Annotated in this window: 14 protein-coding genes; 13 read left to right on the top strand and 1 reads right to left on the bottom strand. The window is 43.2% G+C overall.

The features are described from left to right. Positions 1–155 precede the first annotated feature (155 nt). The 13 genes from fsa to IQ31_RS10230 all read left to right on the top strand — a co-directional run bounded on the left by fsa (position 156) and on the right by IQ31_RS10230 (position 19028). Complete coding sequence (gene fsa / locus IQ31_RS10290; protein ID WP_145327912.1) at positions 156–824, top strand: fructose-6-phosphate aldolase; 669 nt, start codon at positions 156–158, stop codon at positions 822–824. A gap of 7 nt (positions 825–831) precedes the next feature. Then, on the top strand, positions 832–1689 hold the full coding sequence (locus IQ31_RS10285; protein WP_244294454.1) for a transketolase: 858 nt from the start codon (positions 832–834) through the stop codon (positions 1687–1689). A 28-nt stretch (positions 1690–1717) separates the two neighbouring features. Further along, positions 1718–2680, top strand: coding sequence for a transketolase family protein (locus IQ31_RS10280; RefSeq protein WP_145327911.1), 963 nt, complete (start codon positions 1718–1720; stop codon positions 2678–2680). 70 nt (positions 2681–2750) lie between these two features. Further along, entirely contained in the window at positions 2751–3584 is an 834-nt protein-coding gene (locus IQ31_RS10275; protein ID WP_145327910.1) for an alpha/beta hydrolase, read from the top strand. Between the two features lie 120 nt (positions 3585–3704). Continuing rightward, positions 3705–6161, top strand: a complete 2457-nt coding sequence (locus tag IQ31_RS10270; protein ID WP_208734213.1) for a glycoside hydrolase family 95 protein — start codon at positions 3705–3707, stop codon at positions 6159–6161. A 28-nt stretch (positions 6162–6189) separates the two neighbouring features. Then, the gene (locus tag IQ31_RS10265) at positions 6190–7749 is read left to right on the top strand and encodes a glycoside hydrolase family 43 protein (protein WP_244294453.1); all 1560 of its coding nucleotides are present in this window, start codon (positions 6190–6192) and stop codon (positions 7747–7749) included. Positions 7750–7755: 6 nt separating this feature from the next. Beyond that, entirely contained in the window at positions 7756–9132 is a 1377-nt protein-coding gene (locus IQ31_RS10260; RefSeq protein ID WP_145327909.1) for a glycoside hydrolase family 43 protein, read from the top strand. 11 nt (positions 9133–9143) lie between these two features. Then, a complete protein-coding gene (locus IQ31_RS10255) occupies positions 9144–11048 on the top strand; it encodes a sialate O-acetylesterase (RefSeq protein ID WP_208734211.1) in 1905 nt (634 codons plus the stop codon). Positions 11049–11129: 81 nt separating this feature from the next. Beyond that, entirely contained in the window at positions 11130–13229 is a 2100-nt protein-coding gene (locus tag IQ31_RS10250; RefSeq protein ID WP_208734209.1) for a hypothetical protein, read from the top strand. 169 nt (positions 13230–13398) lie between these two features. Continuing rightward, positions 13399–14811, top strand: a complete 1413-nt coding sequence (locus IQ31_RS10245; protein ID WP_075993554.1) for an MFS transporter — start codon at positions 13399–13401, stop codon at positions 14809–14811. Between the two features lie 19 nt (positions 14812–14830). Beyond that, the gene (locus IQ31_RS10240; RefSeq protein ID WP_083663694.1) at positions 14831–15976 is read left to right on the top strand and encodes an endo-1,4-beta-xylanase; all 1146 of its coding nucleotides are present in this window, start codon (positions 14831–14833) and stop codon (positions 15974–15976) included. A 5-nt stretch (positions 15977–15981) separates the two neighbouring features. Then, a complete protein-coding gene (locus IQ31_RS10235) occupies positions 15982–16953 on the top strand; it encodes a glycoside hydrolase family 43 protein (RefSeq protein WP_075993552.1) in 972 nt (323 codons plus the stop codon). 23 nt (positions 16954–16976) lie between these two features. Continuing rightward, positions 16977–19028 (top strand): alpha-glucuronidase, encoded by a 2052-nt coding sequence (locus tag IQ31_RS10230; protein WP_208734207.1) that lies wholly within the window; start codon positions 16977–16979, stop codon positions 19026–19028. A gap of 44 nt (positions 19029–19072) precedes the next feature. Here the strand turns inward: IQ31_RS10230 and IQ31_RS10225 are convergent, their stop codons facing one another. Next, a complete protein-coding gene (locus IQ31_RS10225) occupies positions 19073–19936 on the bottom strand; it encodes a helix-turn-helix domain-containing protein (protein ID WP_088162333.1) in 864 nt (287 codons plus the stop codon). Positions 19937–20015: the final 79 nt, after the last annotated feature.

Genomic DNA, 20015 nt, shown 5'->3' with positions numbered 1-20015 from the left:
CGTTTTAGGTCAGTTTTTTAGGAGGGTAATCTGTTTTAAACATTTTTACCCTTCTTTTTTTTATTTGTTGCAATCCTATCTGGTTGAAAGCTATAGTTTTGTCTTATAACCAATCGCTGGAGATCTAGCGAATTCAAAACTAATCAACTAAAAAAATGAAATTTTTTATCGATACGGCAAGTCTCAGTGAGATTCGTATGGCTCAAAATTTAGGTGTCCTAGATGGTGTAACGACCAATCCTTCGCTGATGGCCAAAGAGGGTATTACAGGAACAGCTCCTGTACATGCGCACTACAAAGCTATCTGTGATATTGTAGACGGTGATGTAAGTGCTGAAGTGATTTCAACTGATTTTAACGCGATGATTGAGGAAGGTTTGCTCTTAGCGGCCTTAGACAATAAGATTGTTGTTAAGGTTCCAATGACTGAAGACGGCATTAAAGCAATTAAATATTTTAGTACAAAACAAATTAAAACCAATTGCACCCTGGTCTTTTCTGCCGGGCAGGCCCTCTTGGCCGCCAAAGCCGGAGCAACCTATGTATCTCCTTTTGTCGGTAGGCTCGATGATATATCCGTCGATGGACTGGCCCTGATTCGCGAAATTCGGACGATCTACGATAATTATGCTTTTGAAACCCAAATTCTTGCGGCTTCGGTACGTCATAGTGCGCATATACTAGGTTGTGCCAAGATTGGTGCGGATGTTATGACGGGACCTTTGCAGGCGATCTTCTCCCTCTTAAAACATCCGCTGACGGACAGTGGGCTCGCTCAATTTTTAGCTGATTATAAACGCGTTGCTGCACAAAGTAACAATTGAGATGGTCATGACAAAACATAGTATACATAATTTAGAAGCGATTGTTAAGCAAGTCCGAAGGGATATACTCCGCATGGTACATGGTTGCCAGTCGGGGCATCCGGGAGGATCGTTGGGTTGTACTGAATTGTTGGTCTCTTTGTACTTCGAGTTGATGCAGCGAAACGATCATTTTGACTTGAATGGTATGGGGGAAGATCTGTTTTTCCTTTCCAATGGTCATATCTCTCCGGTATTTTATAGTGTGTTGGCGCGAGCAGGTTATTTTCCAATCGATGAACTTGCCACCTTCAGAAAACTCAATTCAAGACTGCAGGGACATCCGACTACGCATGAAGGACTGCCAGGTATCCGTGTCGCTTCGGGATCCTTGGGGCAAGGTCTTTCTGTCGCTATTGGTGCTGCTCAAGCCAAAAAATTAAATCAAGATAACCGCATGGTTTATGTGCTTATGGGCGATGGCGAATTGCAGGAAGGGCAGGTATGGGAAGCGGCCATGTATGCAGCCCACAACGAAATGGACAATTTGATTGCTATTGTAGATTACAATGGTGCGCAGATTGATGGGGCTACCAATGATGTCCTTTCGCTGGGTGACCTACCCCGCAAATGGATGGCATTTGGCTGGAAGGTTATTGAGATTATGCGTGGTAATGATATTGGTTCTGTGATTTCAGGACTTCGAAAGGCGCAAGCTTCGACCGGAACTAAAATGCCTTTAATGGTGTTGCTCCATACGGAAATGGGTAATGGCGTCGATTTTATGATGGGCTCGCATAAATGGCATGGCATAGCGCCCAGCGATGAGCAACTAAGTTTGGCCTTAAACCAGAATGCAGAAACATTGGGAGATTATATTGCCTAATCGTAGGGTGATTTTGAAATAGATTAACATGAAAAAATATACATACACAGAATCGAAAGACACACGTTCTGGATTTGGAGCCGGTTTGCTGGAAGCGGGAAAGGAAGACGAAAATGTGGTTGCACTCTGTGCAGACCTGATCGGTTCCCTCAAAATGAACGATTTCATCAAGGCCTTTCCGGAGCGTTTCTTTCAGATCGGCATTGCCGAAGCAAATATGATGGGTATTGCGGCTGGACTTACCATTGGTGGAAAAATACCGTTTACAGGTACATTTGCCAATTTTTCAACGGGTCGGGTATATGATCAGATCCGACAGTCTATCGCCTATTCAGATAAAAATGTGAAAATCGCAGCTTCGCATGCCGGCCTTACATTGGGTGAAGATGGAGCGACCCATCAGATATTGGAAGATATTGGATTGATGAAAATGCTTCCGGGCATGACAGTTATTAACCCTTGCGATTATAATCAGACGAAGGCTGCAACCCTAGCTGCCGCCAAACACAAAGGGCCGGTCTATCTGCGGTTTGGACGACCTGTAGTACCGGTTTTCACGCCGGAAGATCAGGAATTTGTGATCGGTGAAGCCGTGATGCTCAACCCGGGTAATGCAGTGACCATTTTGGCAACAGGGCATCTCGTTTGGGAAGCTATACGTGCGGGGGAAGAATTGGAAACATTAGGTATTGATGCCGAAATCATTAATATCCATACCATCAAGCCCCTAGACGAGAAAGCGGTACTGACTTCTGTCGCTAAGACGGGCTGCGTTGTTACAGCCGAAGAACATAACCGTATCGGTGGACTCGGAGATAGTGTAGCGCAACTGTTGGCAAAACAATTGCCTACTCCGCAGGAATATGTGGCTGTAAACGACAGCTTCGGTGAATCGGGACCGCCAAGTGCGCTGATGGATAAATATGGCTTAAACGCCGATGCTATTGTAGCTGCGGTATTAAGAGTACTCAAAAGGAAAGTGGTGATTTAGTTGAAATTGGGCTGTTGTCCCGTCATGGGTGATAGCCTCGCTATCTATTTGCTATTAAACCAATTATAATATGAAAAAGATGATCTGCACCATGTTGTGCGTTTTTTCCGCCAGCCTAGTGGCCCAGGCGCAGCAGACTGCCCCACAGGGATTTGATGTTGAACGAAAATTGACATCAACTGGGAAAATAGATTCCCTTGTTTATCCTTCAAAAACTGTAGGAGTTAAGAGGAAAGCGCTGATATATACCCCGCCGGGATACAGTGCAGCAAAAAAATACCCCGTATTATATCTCTTGCACGGAATTGGCGGTGATGAACGGGAATGGTTCAGACATGGAAGTCCTCAGGTTATTTTCGATAACCTGTATGCAGAAGGAAAAATGGAACCTATGTTGGTGATTATGCCCAATGGCCGCGCCATGGAAGATGACCGTGCTGGTGGAAATGTGATGGCACCGGATCGGGTAGCTGCGTTTTCAACTTTTGAAAAAGATCTGCTCGATGACCTGATTCCATTTGTTGAAAAGCAGTTTCCCGTTATCAAGGATCGCGAGCACCGCGCGATTTTTGGATTGTCTATGGGCGGTGGACAGGCCCTGAATTTTGGACTTGGCCATATCGATACTTTTGCCTGGGTGGGGGGCTTTTCCTCCGCGCCCAATACCAAGATGCCACAGGAATTACTGCCTGTTCCGAAAGAAGCTAAAGATAAATTAAAACTGCTGTGGATCTCCTGTGGTGACCAGGATGGTTTGCTCAATATAAGTAAGCGCACACATGAGTACCTTTCGGAACATGGGGTGCCTCATATTTACTATCTGGAGTCGGGCGGGCATGATTTCAATGTATGGAGGAATGATCTCTATAATGTTTCGCAATTGCTATTTAAGGATAAGAAATAAGGGCCTTACTAATTTGATAATAGCAATAAACAATTCGACGGTTTGCCTTGGCCGTTCTTAAAATGAGTTTGTTAGTCCTGATGATTAATTCCGAAACTGCAAAAAATACTATCAAGAAAAATGATTGAAAAATTTATTTGGAAGTACATAAGCCTATTCATTGCGATCTTGTCACTGCATACTACATTGTTGTTTGCCCAAAACCGATCGGCATTGACCCTATGGTATGATCGGCCTGCAGACGAAAAGGTATGGGAACAAGCTTTACCGCTTGGAAATGGTCGGTTGGGCGCGATGGTTTATGGAATTCCATCTTGTGAGCGTATGCAGCTTAATGAGGAAACAATTTGGGCGGGAGGTCCTTATCGCAACGATAATAAGAAAGGCGGCGCGGCATTAAAAACTATTCAGAATTATATATTCGATGGGAAACCAGCTGAAGCCGATAAGCTTGCAAATGAAACCTTCTTCACTAAGACACATGGCATGCCCTATCAAACGGCAGGAAATATTCTGCTGCGATTCCCTGGGCATGAACGGTACCGGCACTATTATCGCGAACTGGATATTGAACGGGCAGTTGCGTTGTCGCGTTATACAGTAGATGGGGTAACATTTACTAGAGAAGTTTTCACTTCGTTTGCTGATGATGCCATTGTTATGAAAATAAAGTCGAGCAAGAAGGGGAAACTCAATTTCACATTAACTTATGAGAATGAGTCGAAGCATACTATTTACAAAAACGGTGATAAGCTTATTTTAGAAGGACGAGGATCCGATCACGAGGGTATTAAAGGGCAGGTTGTTTATCAGATTCATACGGGAGTAAAGCATACCGATGGACAGCTTGTTGTGAAAGAGGAATCGATTGATATAAAAGATGCAAGTTCCGTTTGTCTTTATATTTCAATTGCGAGTAATTTTCAAAATTATAAACAACTGGGAGCTGATCCCTATAAGCTGGCTGCAGAAAGATTGCAAAAGGCAATGGACAAAGACTATCAGCAGGCTTCACACCAGCATACCCTTGCTTACAGCAGACAGTTTAATCGATTCCAGCTGCATTTGGGGGATGCCAATAGCGAACAACAGTTGCCGCTGTCCGCGCGTATTGCAGACTTTGCCCGTACACAGGATCCGGCCTTAGTGACCTTGTTGGCTCAATTTGGGCGCTATTTGCTCATCTGCTCATCACAAGCGGGTGGCCAGCCTGCTAATCTACAAGGAATCTGGAACCGATCCATGCAACCAGCATGGGACAGTAAATATACAATCAATATAAATACCGAAATGAACTATTGGCCTGCAGAGGTCACCAACCTTTCCAGTACGCTTCAGCCGTTATTTTCCATGATCAAAGAACTCAGTGAACGTGGTGAAGAAACCGCGAAGACATTGTACCATGCCCGTGGCTGGGTGGCCCATCACAATACCGATATCTGGCGCGTGACGAGTCCGATTGATTTTGCGGCTGCCGGAATGTGGCCAAGTGGGGGGCTGTGGTTGTCCCAACATCTTTGGGAGCATTATCTTTTTACGGGAGATAAAGAGTTTTTGAGGCAACTTTACCCGGTTATGAAGGGAGCTTGCGACTTTCTTTTGTCTGCGCTTGTCGTGCATCGTGGTTATCCAGCTGAAAAATGGCTCGTCCTGAGTCCCTCAATTTCGCCCGAGCAAGGGCCACTTGCGGCAGGCGTGACCATGGATAATCAGCTATGCTACGACATGCTTACCCGTACCGCTTTGGCGGCGGAAGCGCTCGATATTGATACAATGTATAGGGATACATTGCTGGCAACGGCACGGCGGATTCCACCAATGCATATCGGTCGATTTAATCAGTTACAAGAATGGCTGGAAGATGTGGATGATCCTCAAAATCAACACCGGCATGTATCCCATTTATACGGATTGTTTCCAGGTAGTCAAATTTCACCGTTCCGTACGCCTAAATTGTTTGAGGCTGCGCGTAATTCATTGATATATCGAGGTGATTTTGCGACGGGATGGTCAATTGGATGGAAAATAAATTTATGGGCCCGTTTATTGGATGGAAACCATGCCTACGAAATTATAAAGAAAATGCTGAGCATTTCCGATGAAAACCATCCCGATGGACGTACCTATCCAAATCTTTTTACGGCACATCCTCCATTTCAGATTGACGGTAATTTTGGCTTAACAGCGGGTATTGCGGAGATGCTGGTCCAAAGCCACGATGGCGCTGTGCATCTGCTGCCAGCGATTCCCGATCAATGGAAAGAGGGTTGGGTAAAGGGTATCAAGGCGCGCGGTGGATTTGAAATTGAAATGCAATGGAAAAAAGGGAAGATAAAGGAGGTAATGGTCTTTTCACCTTTAGGCGGTAATTTGCGGCTACGGACAGCTTCGCCATTGAAAGGATCTGAACTTCAAATCGCAAAAGGCGATCAGACTAATACCCTTTTAGCTCCTGTAATAACACCAGTAAGTATTCAATCTGCAGATTCACAGCTGAAAGGAATTGAATTACCAAGCTATTATGAATACGATGTACAAACCTTGCCTGGAAAACATTATACTTTTAAGGCTTACTAAATTAATGCGACTAATAAATCCTGTCAATATGTTAAGAATGAAAATCGGCGCTTTTGTCTTCTCCTTAATGATCCCGTTTTTGGGAGCATTGGCGCAGCAAGCCCATAATCCAATCATCTTTGCTGACGTGCCCGATATGTCCATGATACGCGTCGGTGATACCTATTATATGAGCAGTACGACCATGCACATGAACCCCGGTGTCCCGATTATGAAGTCCAAAGACCTGGTCAATTGGACGTTGATTAATTATGCGTACGATCGTCTTGGCAATCAGGATGAACTCAATCTGTCAAACCATAAAAATGCGTATGGGCACGGCTCCTGGGCAAGCAGTTTGCGCTTTCATGAGGGGCGGTACTATGTCAGTACATTTTCGGCCAATACAGGAAAAACGCATGTCTACCACACAGCAGATATTGAACATGGCCCCTGGGTTTCGAAAGAATTTCAGCCGATGATGCACGATCATAGCTTATTCTTTGACGGAGGGAAAATATATATGATCTGGGGTGGGGGACGTATCTATATTGCTGAATTATTGCCTGATTTTTCAGGTGTTAAAGCCGGAACACAACGCGTATTGATAGACGATGCCTCTTTACCTTCCAAGCCTAAAGAAGGCAAAGCCGGTTTACCTGCTGAAGGATCCCAAATGTTTAAGATCAATGGTATGTATTATCTTTTTAATATTTCATGGCCAGCGGGAGGAATGCGCACGGTGATTGTACATCGGGCGAGCCAATTGGAAGGTCCGTATGAGGGGAAAGTGGTTTTGCAGGATCAGGGTGTGGCACAGGGAGGTCTGATTGATATGCCCAACGGAAAATGGTATGCTTATCTTTTTCAGGATTATGGTGCTGTAGGCCGAATTCCGTTTTTGGTTCCTGTCAAATGGGAAGATGGATGGCCAGTGCTTGGTATTGACGGAAAAGTCCCGGCCACATTGGATCTTCCCGCAAATAAAAGCTTAAGCCCCGGAATTGTTGACTCGGATGATTTTGACCGGAAAGCCGGACAAGCCGCCCTTCCCCTGGCATGGCAATGGAACCATAACCCAGTTGTTGATCTTTGGTCAGTGACCGAACGCAGTGGCTTTTTAAGACTGCGAACCGGCGACCTTACTGATGACTTTCTTTCAGCTAAAAATACATTGACGCAACGGACCATCGGCCCGAGCTGCAGCGCCGCTATTGCTGTAGAGGTTTCTAACATGAAAGATGGTGATTTTGCAGGATTATCGCTATTGCAGAAAGACTATGGTTTAGTAGGAGTCCGGATGGAAGGAAATACAAAATCGTTGGTAATGATTAATGCGATGACGGGGGCGCCACAAGAACTGGCGAAGATCAATCTCAAACAGCAGCGTATATTTCTTAAAGCAAACTGCGATTTTTCAAACAAAAAAGATACGGCCCAATTTTTTTATAGTACCGATGGACACCATTGGAAGATGATAGGTAACGTGCTAAAAATGAGTTACACCATCCCTCATTTTATGGGGTATCGGTTCGGACTTTTTAACTATGCGAGTAAAGAGGCTGGTGGTTACGTAGATTTTGATTACTTCCATTTAACCATAAATTAAGATGATATGAGGAAACAATTTTTTACGTTATTTCTGTTTGGATTCCAATTCCTGTTTTTGCCTTCAATAAATACGTTAAAAGCACAAAATCCGATCGTACAGACATCCTATACGGCGGATCCGGCACCATTAGTGTATAATAACCGTCTTTATCTTTATACCACGCAGGATGAAGAAGAATCCACCTGGTTTAATATGAACAATTGGCGGGTGTATTCAACCAATGACATGGTGAACTGGACCGACCATGGTGCGATTCTCTCTTATACAGATTTTGAATGGGCAAAAGGGGATGCTTGGGCGGCGCAATGTGTTGAAAAGAATGGTAAATTTTATCTATATGTGCCTGTTATTTCTAAACTCAACAATCGTGGTGCGATCGGTGTTGCAGTTGCTGATAGTCCGTTGGGACCTTTTCATGATCCCTTGGGAAAACCATTACTACAGAGTGAATGGGGCGATATCGATCCGACTGTGTTTATTGATGACGATGGTGAGGCACATATGTACTGGGGGAATCCTCAGCTGAAATATGTTAGGCTGAATGAAGATATGATCTCTTATGCGGGTGATATCGTTGAGGTTCCGATGACAGCAGCATCATTTGGAAAAAGAGCGGGAGATCCGAAACGACCTACAACCTACGAGGAAGGTCCCTGGTTGTACAAAAGAAACAGCTTGTATTATCTTTTTTGGCCGGGAGGCCCTTTACCTGAATTTATTGGGTATTCGACCAGCAAAAAAGCCGAAGGACCCTGGAAGTATGGTGGTGTAGTTATGTCAGCCGAAGGAAAAGCATTTACAAACCATCCTGGTGTTGTCGATTTTAAAGGGAAGACTTATTTCTTTTATCACAATGGAGCTTTACCCGGTGGGGGAGGTTTCACGCGCTCTGTTGCTGTGCAGGAATTAAACTTTAATCCAGACGGCAGTATCCCGCCGATGAAAATGACTGCAGGAATTACTCAGGGGCTAGCAAACGTAAACCCTTACGAACTTCATCAGGCCGAAATGATGGCTTGGTCCGAGCATGTTAAATCCTATCAGCGTGAAAAAGTAGGTGTTTTTATAAAGGCAAGGAAAGATGGAGCTTATACCTGTGTGAAAAATGTTGACTTTGGTGAGAAAGGTGCCCGCACTTTTTTTGCACGGGTGGGAACAACACATAACGGTGGAGTCAGCATGGAGGTTCGTTCGGGAGCGATCGACGGGGCTTTATTAGCTACCATACAAGTTCCTATGACAGGGGGCGATGACCGGTGGACTACAGTGGAGACCGTACTAGCCGATAAAGTGAAAGGAATACACGATTTATACTTTGTTTTTAACGGCAAGGCTCCGTCGAATATTCTGTTTTTCGATTGTTGGAAATTTGGAAGGTAATGTGGTAGAATATGTTTTTTAGAATAGAAAATGTCTTTTGGTTTTCATCTTTTTTTAGTCGTCTAACGCTGGTTACTGTTTGGCTTCTCGGACTACTACCATGTGCTGCCAGTGTACGCTTGCCAGCAGTCCTGGGGGACCAGATGGTTCTACAGCGGGATATCGATCTCAATATTTGGGGATGGGCAGCGAAAGGCGAAAAGATTACTCTTCGTTTTAGAGGTGCATACTATTATACAGAAGCAGGGCGGGATGGTAAGTGGTCTGTGCATATCCCGCCACAGCATTACGGTGGTCCTTATCTCATGGAGATCAATGACATTGTTATTCGCGATGTGTTAATTGGCGATGTCTGGCTCTGTTCGGGGCAGTCGAATATGGAGACACCGATTAAGCGGCTTGTGGAACGTTTTCCTGAAATAAATGAGTCGAATAATCATATGATCCGTTATTTCAAGGTGCCGACACAAAATAGTCTAGTGGATAGGCAGGAAGATATACCTTCTGGTGAACGATGGCATTCGGGAATCGCCTCTGATGTTATGAATTGGACGGCATTGGCCTATTTTTATGCTATGGAGTCCTATCGGCATAATGGTATTCCTGTCGGAATGATCGTATCTAGTCTCGGCGGATCAGGAATAGAGCGCTGGATTGATCAGAAATATCTGAAAAAGTTTCCTGAATTGTTGCTAGACCAACATGCTGTCGATAGCCTTCGGTTGGCCGAAAGAGATCTGGGAGCGGATTATTGGACGGAAGAAGAATATAACGATTCGGATTGGCCAACGGTGCTGGTGCCTGGATACTGGGAAAAAGCGCAGCGAACTACTAAAGGGGTACGTTATTACCGTAAGAATTTCACTGTTCCGGAAGCTAAAGAAGGGCGGCATGCTAAGTTGTATTTGGGGACTTTGATCGATAGCGATTCGGTGTATGTCAATGGTCATTTTGTAGGTTCTACTGCCTACCGTTACCCGCCACGGATTTACGATATTCCTGCAGGGATACTTCATGCAGGAAGAAATAATTTAACCGTGCGCCTGCGATCGGATGGAGGGGATGGCGGATTTACACCCGATAAATCCTATAAGATTAGATTGGACGATGTATGTATTGATCTTGCAGGCGAATGGCGTTGGCAAATTGCGATCGACCAGGAAGAAGTTGAAAAGTATAAAAGCCGCCTGCGGCATTTGGGGCAGGTTGGTTCGGGCCTGTATAACGGAATGATCTATCCATTGCGCGGCTATGGAATAAAAGGTGTTCTCTGGTATCAAGGGGAAGCAAATGCGGTTGATCCATCCTATTATCAAAGCTATCTTACTGGTTTGATCAGTAATTGGCGCGCGCAATTTGGTCAGCCTCAGCTTCCTTTTTTGATGGTGCAGCTGCCCAATTTTATGGCCAAAGATACGGTACCGGCGGAGTCTAACTGGGCAAGGATCAGGGAGGCTCAATTTGAGGTTAGCAAAGAGGTTCCTTTAACAGCGCTCGCCGTGACTTATGATCTTGGTGAGTGGAATGATATACATCCGCTAAATAAGAAGGATATGGCAAAGCGATTATTTCTATGCGCGCGTAAGATGTTGTATGGTGAACAGGTAGTCGCCTCCGGCCCACGGTTTAAACATATGCGGACCGATGGAAATCAAGTTGTCGTTTCATTCAACGAAATTGGAAAGGGACTGGCTATCCGTCATGGTAAAAAATTGCAACATTTTGCGATTGCAGGTTCAGACCGAAAATTTGTATGGGCGAATGCAATTATACGTGGGAATGAGGTTGTATTGAGTCATCCAAAGATCAGCAATCCACAGGCAGTCCGCTATGCATGGAGCAATAATCCCGAAGATGCAAATCTAGTCAATAAGGAAGGAATGCTAGCTGTGCCATTTCGTACCGATAATTGGTAGCATGAGTAGTTCGAAGCAAAAAAATCAATTGAAAAGTATAAAATATAATTCAGCAATTTAAGTAATTAATATAATCAATTTATGAAGGGACTAAATATTGTCTTAAAAAAACGGACAATGGTATTGTTATTATCCGTTACGGGAATTTTATCAACAACACGGGCGTTGGGGCAGCAGCAAAATATGGTGAAGGATCTCAGTAAGGGGTTTGTGCACCAGTCTATAGGTAATCCATACCTACCACTTTGGGAGCATCTCCCTGATGGTGAACCCCGTGTTTTTGAAGATCCTGACCAGCCAGGGAAATATCGCGCATATATCATTGGTTCCCATGATTTACGTTTTACGAGTTATTGTGGACCTGACATTCGGATGTGGTCAGCGCCGATTGAAAACTTAACGAGCTGGCGAGACGAGGGTGCTATTTTTAGCTATCCGATTGATGGAAAATGGGATGTGATGTATGCCCCAGATCTTGTAGAGGTCAAACGTAAAGATGGAAAAAAAGAATACTACTTGTTTCCGCACAGCAGAGGAGATAAACGTGAAGCAATGGTAGTCAAAGGCGATCGACCGAATGGCCCCTTTAAACCTATAAACCTCACGGAAGACGGCAAACGTACTTTGCCCGGAAGTATCTTAGGGTTTGACCCGGCTGTTTACATTGAATATGTGACGGATCCCAAAGATCCTGATTATGAAATTGGATTCCGGGCATACGGTTTTTGGGGGTTTCAACGCTCGATGGCGGCACAGTTAGATCAGAAAACGATGTATTCGCTACGACCAGGTACCGAAATTATTAATTATCTATTGCCAGCAAGTGCACGATATGGTGAATTGCGTGATCCAAAAGGTACCGCGTATCCTAATATTTTTGAGGGGGAGGATTTAGGAACTTTTAATTTTTTTGAAGCTTCATCAATTCGTAAAGTCGGCAACAAGTATGTTTCGGTATACAGCGGCTATTCGGGTCCTGAATATGGGGTAGGAAGCTCAAATTCAACCTTGCGGTATGCGGTGGCGGATTCACCATTGGGGCCCTGGAAGAGTGGTGGTGTTTTGGTCGATTCGCGTGCTCCAGTATTAAATAAAGACGGATCGGCTATCGAAACCAGCAATGCGGGGCATAATACCCATGGCAGTATCGAACTGATCAATGGACAATGGTACGTATTTTACCATAGACCGCCACGCGGATTTGGCTTTGCACGGCAGGCGGTAGTGGAACCTATCAAAGTTTCGTGGGATGAAAAAAGCGTAAAAGATGGTGGGATGGTTTCTATCCGTGCTTTTGACCCATTTCAAGAAAATTTAACCATCAAAGATAAGCAGGGAAAAGAATATAAAGGCGCAGAGGTGACATCGGAAGGATTCCATTTCTATGGATTAGACCCCTATCGGTATTACTCGGCTGGATATGCCTGTTATCTTTCAGATATCAGTTTACAACAGGATTCATGGGACGTATGGGATAACCATATGCCTGTGACAAATATGAAAAATGGAACTATCGCAGGTTTTAAATATTTTGGTTTTGGAGGCCTAAAACAGGATAAATTTGGATTAAAGGCGTTTGAGGGAACAAAAAAAGGAAATCGTACGACCTTCAATCTGTTTATTACACCAAAAACACAAGCTTCATTTAAAGTTAACGTGTGGCTGGATGGCCCTTGGGATAACGAAACCTGGAAAGGAAAGCGTATTGCTCAAATAACAGTTCCTGCAAATACCGCGACAACAGTAAAGCAATTTACGGTCGATGTTTCTAATTATGTCGATCACTTGGATGGCAAACATGCCTTGTTTCTGGTCGCTGAGGGTGAAGAGGGCAAGCCACTTTTTGATTTTATAGGATTGGGATTTAGTTCGAAAGACAAAAAAATTGAACGTCCGGTACCGCCTTCGGTTACGATTACAGTGAATGGAAAAAAACTAATGTTGCCTTCGATTCCTGTGCGATCTACCGATGAGAACGGCATCGTTGGTTACAACCATTATGAAGTTACTTTTCCAATGGAAACCAACGACAAGAAGATTCCTGTGGTGAAGGCTATGGCAAATAACCCTGAAGTTGAAATCAAAGTTAAACAAGGCAGCTCGGTGACTGGTTACGCACAGGTCGATTGTGTTTACAAAGGACAAACCAAAAGCTATCTTGTAAAGTATGTAAAGAATTGAACCGTTAGCCGGTAAGCGGTTTTACAAACATGTGGAAAAAGGCTGTCCAATGGAAATGGACAGCCTTTTTTAAACATTTTTATTGGAATATAAAACATTTGTATTGGTTCCCGGTAGAAAGCTACTTGTAGTTTTACCCTTGTAATCAACTAATCGAATAACCAATTATATGGATCAAAGTATAACAGAGGTAAAGCCTATTAAAGGTTTTTACAAACTTTCAATGAAACAACGGGTGGGGTTTGGCGCTGGTGATCTTGCACAGAATCTTATTTACCAGACTGTTTCGATGTACCTCCTGATTTTTTATACCAATGTTTATGGAATTTCTGCTGCTTCGGCAGGAGTCATGTTTCTCATTGTTCGAATTGTGGATGTGCTGTGGGATCCCATTGTAGGTGCATTTGTCGATAAGAGAAATCCCCGGATGGGAAAGTACAGATCCTATTTGGTGCTGGGAGGAATTCCATTGACAGGGTTTGCAATTCTGTGTTTTTGGAATGGCTTTTCGGGTTCTTTGGCCTACGCTTATATTACATATGTTGGCCTTTCAATGCTTTATACTTTAGTGAATGTTCCCTATGGTGCTTTAAATGCCTCCTTGACGAGGGATACGGACGAGGTGACAAAACTAACATCGACGCGCATGTTTATGGCGAACGTGGGCGGGCTGGCTGTTGGGTATGGTGTACCGCTGGTCGTACAATATCTCGCTCCGGATGGAAAGATAAACTCAAAAGATTCGGCCGAAGCCTGGTTTACAACGATGCTGATCTATGCTTTAGTCGGATTGGCCCTTCTGATTTTTTGTTTCTCACAAACAAAAGAACGGGTTATTATGGATGAAAAGGATACGGATAATGTACGCGTATCTGATCTATGGCGAGAATTTAAGCACAATCGGCCTTTGCGTATTTTGGCCTTTTTTTTCATTACAGCATTTGCGATGATGGCCATCGGTAATTCGGCAGGATCCTACTACATGATCTATAATGTACATGCTCCGGATATGCTGCCTTATTTTATGGCTCTGGGCTCCCTGCCTGCTTTTATTTTTATGCCATTGGTGCCGGCTATCAAACGTGCAATAGGAAAGAAGCAAATGTTTTATGTTTTTCTGAGTATCGCTATCCTTGGAATGCTCATGTTGTACATAATTTCATCCAACGAGACACTCAAGAATAATATTGGACTGGTATTGGCTGCTCAGTTTATTAAGTCAACGGGTGTAATCGTCGCTACGGGGTATATGTGGGCTCTTGTGCCTGAGGTCATATCTTATGGTGAATATAAAACCGGTAAGCGTATTTCGGGTATTGTCAATGCATTGACAGGTATTTTTTATAAGGCTGGAATGGCACTAGGAGGTGTAGTGCCGGGTTTGGTACTAGCCTATGTTGAATTTGATAAAGATAATGCCGTAAGACAATCTGCATTGGCTGAAAAGGGAATTCTATGGTTGGTGGCTGTTATTCCTGCCGTTCTTTTGGTTCTCGCGATGTATGTTATCTCCAAATACGAGCTGGATGATATAACGATCGACAAAATCAACCAAGATATAGAATCAAGACATACTTATTAATCAAAAATAAACCATGAAGATGTTAAAAACTATTGTTGTGGCGGTAGCAGCCTTACTATTTGGTCCTGCTGCTTCAGCCACTTTGCAGAACCTGAAGCGGGCTCCTGATTCATTGACCTTGAAAGATGCATTTGAGGGTAAATTTTTTATAGGAACAGCATTAAACCTTGATCAGATATGGGAGCGCGATCAGGCAGCGGTCGCGGTGGTCAAAACGCAGTTCAACTCCATAGTTGCCGAGAATTGTATGAAAAGTATGTTTTTGCAACCAAGGGAAGGTGAGTTCGATTTTAAAGATGCGGACCGCTTTGTCGCATTTGGAGAAAAAAATAAAATGCAAATTATCGGTCACACGCTGATTTGGCATTCGCAGACACCAGCTTGGTTTTTTGTCGATAAAAATGGGAAAGAAGTCACCCGAGAGGTACTTATCGAACGCATGCGGAAGCATATACAAACCGTTGTTTCCCGTTATAAAGGAAGGGTATTTGGTTGGGATGTGGTGAATGAGGCCATATTGGATAATGGAGAATGGCGTAAAAGCAAATTCTACCAGATCATCGGGCCGCAGTTCATTGAGTTGGCCTTCAAATTTGCGCATGAGGCAGATCCAAATGCAGAATTATATTATAACGATTATTCAACTGCTATCCCCGAAAAAAGAAAGGGTATTATGCGTATGGTGCAACAGGTAAAGGCTGCCGGTGGGCAGGTCACTGGAATTGGTATGCAGGAACATAATGCATTGGACAATCCATCGGTCGATGAAGTCGAAAAAACCATACTCGGATTTGCAGGCCTTGGTGCGAAGGTAATGGTGACGGAAATGGATATTTCGGTCCTACCGCATGTACGTCCCAATATGGGAGCGGAAATAGGGGAGCGTCATGCCTACAGTAAAGCGATGAATCCGTACGAAAAAGGACTTCCTGCAGCGAAAATGAATGAGTTGGGAGCGAGATATGTAGCTTTTTTTAATTTATATCTCAAACATCGGGATAAAATATCACGTGTGACATTGTGGGGTGTTGGCGATGGAGACTCATGGAAGAATGGCTGGCCTATTCCGGGACGGACAGACTATCCGTTGTTATTTGACCGGAATTATCAGCCCAAACCTTTTGTAAAGGATATTATTGCGTTGACTCAAAAAAAAAAGAAATAAGAAAAATGAACAAAAGTAAGTATTTATATCCCGGAGATTACATGGCTGATCCTTCAGCACATGTTTTTGAAAACAAAATTTATATTTATCCCTCTCACGATAGGGAAAGCGGCATCCCCGAAAATGATAACGGCGACCATTTTGATATGCAGGATTACCATGTATTTTCCCTAGAAGATATCAATGCGGAGGTTGTTGATCATGGAAAGGTATTGGATGTAAAAAACATTCCCTGGGCCGGTCGTCAGCTTTGGGATTCCGATGTAGCCGAGAAAGATGGGAAGTACTATATGTATTTCTCCATGAAAGACAAAAACGATATTTTTAGACTGGGTGTCGCTATGGCAGACCAACCCTATGGACCATTTGTGCCGCAGGATAATCCAATTAAGGGAAGCTACAGTATTGATCCATGTGCTTTTAAAGATACAGATGGTTCCTATTATTTATATTTTGGTGGTATATGGGGTGGACAGCTCCAATTTTATCGGAATAATAAGATTGTTTCGCCTAATGAATTGCCAAAATCTGATGAAACTGCATTGTCGCCTAAGGTTGTCAAGATGTCTGCTGGTATGCTGGAGTTTTCGGAACAGCCGCGGGATCTAGTTATTTTAGATAAAGAGGGCAAACCATTAAAGCATGGGGATACGGAAAAGCGATTTTTTGAAGCTTCCTGGATGCATAAATATCAAGGTAAGTATTATTTTTCCTATTCTACAGGCGACAGCCATTTGATTTGTTATGCCATCGGAGACAATCCTTATGGACCATTTACTTATCAAGGGGTGATCTTATCGCCTGTTGTTGGTTGGACCACACACCACAGCATCGTGGAATTCAAGGGCAAGTGGTACCTATTTTATCACGACTCGGTTCCATCTGGAGGAAAGACCTGGCTCAGAAGCATGAAAGTTATTGAGTTGACGTATGATGAGAATGGTCATATTAAGCCAATAGATGGATTGTCTTCTTAAAAGATGTATTAGTTTTTTTACGGATGAGGTATACTATGTATTTCCATTTCTTATTGTTGGCGTTGCTTTTTATTTTCCCCGCTACTTTAAGGTCGGAGGATGGTAGCCAATTGTGGCTGCGGTTTTCAAAACAGGTAAAACCTGTAGGCACCATCCAGGTTATCAAAGGAAAATCAACCGATGTAACCTTGGCACTGGCAAAACAGGAACTGGAATGTTACTGGAAGGGAGGGGATGTCATCTTAAAATTAGATCCTAGCCGAAAGGATTTAAAAGACGGCTATCAAATTAGCCAACACGAAAATCAGGTTTATATGATTGCAGGCCAATCTGTGGGTATATTATATGCTGTTTATCATTTATTACGTCTTCAGGAAACGGGAGCAGGGATACCCCGCTCGGGATTCGTTGAAATACCTGTCTATGATATCAGGGTTTTAAACCACTGGGATAATCTCGACGGGACAATAGAACGCGGCTATGCCGGGCATTCATTATGGAACTGGGAGGAGTTGCCGAATAAACTTTCACCCCGATATGAACAATATGGACGAGCCAATGCTTCAATAGGAATTAATGCGACGGTATTGAATAACGTGAATGCTTCGTCGGATCTCTTGAAGACGGATTATCTGAAAAAGGTTAAAGCATTGGCGGATGTCTTTCGTAAATATGGCATTAAAGTATATGTGTCAATCAATTTTTCCTCACCCCAAAATATAGGCGGTTTAACCAATTCAGATCCCTTAAATCAGGAAGTTAAGCGCTGGTGGAAATCCAAAGTCAAAGAAATTTATGCATTAGTTCCGGATTTCGGTGGATTTTTGGTTAAAGCAAATTCTGAAGGACAACCTGGACCGCAAGATTACGGAAGAACCCATGCGGATGGGGCTAATATGCTTGCCGATGCATTAAGTCCTTATGGTGGTACAGTGTTTTGGCGGGCTTTTGTCTATCATCCGACTAAAGATGACCGTGCCAAACAGGCTTATCAAGAGTTTGTTCCTCTTGATGGCCAGTTTCGGGACAATGTTATTCTTCAAGTAAAAAATGGGCCTATAGATTTTCAGCCCCGAGAGCCATTCAATCCACTGTTGGGTGCGATGCCAAATACAGCAAAGATGCTCGAATTTCAATTGACACAGGAATATCTAGGCTTTTCTAATCATTTGGTCTATTTGGCTCCTTTGTTTAAGGAAGTATTGGATAGTGATACCTATGCCAATGGGAAAGGGCAAACGGTGTCAAAATTGACCGACAGTAGGGGGCATTTGGGACGTAAAACTGCAATCGCTGCTGTCGCCAATATTGGTTTGGATACCAATTGGACGGGGCATCATTTTGCCCAAGCCAACTGGTATGCCTTTGGTCGTTTGGCTTGGAACAATAACCTGTCGTCGGTTCAGATAGCGGATGAGTGGATAAGAATGACTTTTACGGGAGTCCAGGAGTTTGTAGAACCTATAAAGAAGCTGATGCTTGAATCACGGGAGGCAGCAGTCGATTATATGATGCCTTTAGGCCTGCATCACCTTTTTGCTTTTGAGCATCATTACGGCCCAGAACCTTGGGGAGATATTCCGGGGGGACGTCCAGACTGGATGCCATGGTATTACCATAATGCGGATAGCGTGGGATTGGGCTTTGACCGAACGGTTAATGGAAGTCGTGCTGTAACACAATATAATCCACCATTGGACAAGATTTATGGGAATATATCCACCTGTCCGGAAAATCTTTTATTGTGGTTTCATCATGTTTCCTGGAATTATCGAATGAATAGCGGCAATACGCTTTGGACCGAATTATGTTTCCGTTATGACCACGGTGTCCAAAAAGTGAGGGAGTTTCAAAAAGTTTGGGATCGTATGGAAAAATATATTGATCGACCACGTTTTTTGGCTGTTCAAGCTAAACTGAGAATCCAAGCTAGAGATGCAGTTTGGTGGAAAGATGCTTGTCTACAGTACTTTCAGTGTTTTTCGCGTCAGCCGATTCCTTACGAGTTGGAGCGACCAATACATAATTTGGAGGAGTTAAAGAAAATTAAGCTGCCGATGGGGCATCATAATTAGCAAAAAAAGCAACGTCTTCAAGATCTTATTCATAATGGGTTGCTTTATCTGCTTATTCGACGTTTATAAATCGTAGGTGTTTCGCCCGTTATTTTTTTAAAGAGTCTGTTGAAATAAGATATATTTTCAAAGCCCAATTTAAAGCACAGCTGTTGGATATTGTCTTCATCGATTAACATCATCAACTGTGCTTTTTCTATTTTTTTTTGATTGATGTAATGTACCGGTGTGGCATTCATGTGTTTTTTGAAAAGTCGGATCAGATGATCTTTGGAGATAAAAATCAGATTGGCAAGTTGTTCGATTGAAATCGTATGATTGATATTTTCGTCTATGTAATCGAGTACACGCAGAAGTCGTTTTTCTACTTGCGGTATTTTGTTGGTCGCTTCTGCTAGAAATCGGCTCATCAACAAATGAATGATCGCTTGGTTTTCGGAGGCTCTGGCGAAAGGCGAAGCCGTCTGAAGTGCCATGTTTTTCATTAATTCTGATGAATTATCGTAGCCCTTTGGATCGTAAATTTTTAACTCACGACCTGGATTCGAGGCATAGAGATGCTGGATGACAGTCTCCAATAGCTGATCAGATTTGATCTCCTTTGGAAAAGTGTAACGATCAAAAATACTTGACCTAATTTCGGGATTTTCATAGATATGGATGTAATAGAGCGAGAGTTTAGCAGAACAGGCATAGCTATGATGGATATAGGCTGGTGTAAGATAGAGATGGCCGGGTCGAAGTTTAATGATTTCATCCTTTAAAATAATAGATGCCTCACCTTCACATACATAATGTATTCTTGCAAAGGGACTCTTAATATTTTGAAAGTTCCAATCTGCCAGATGTTCCGCATAGCCAATATTCAATAGTGTAAAATCGAGTTTATTCTTTTCGTTATTTATCATTATGCGAAGCGGAAAAATAGTTACATACTATATTAATCTCAGATACAATAATACTCGTTTTCTCTAAAAAAAATAGCAC

The organism is Sphingobacterium siyangense, from assembly GCF_007830445.1.
In the GTDB taxonomy this organism is placed as follows: Bacteria; Bacteroidota; Bacteroidia; order Sphingobacteriales; family Sphingobacteriaceae; genus Sphingobacterium; species Sphingobacterium siyangense.
This window is presented reverse-complemented; position numbering and strand designations above follow the sequence as displayed.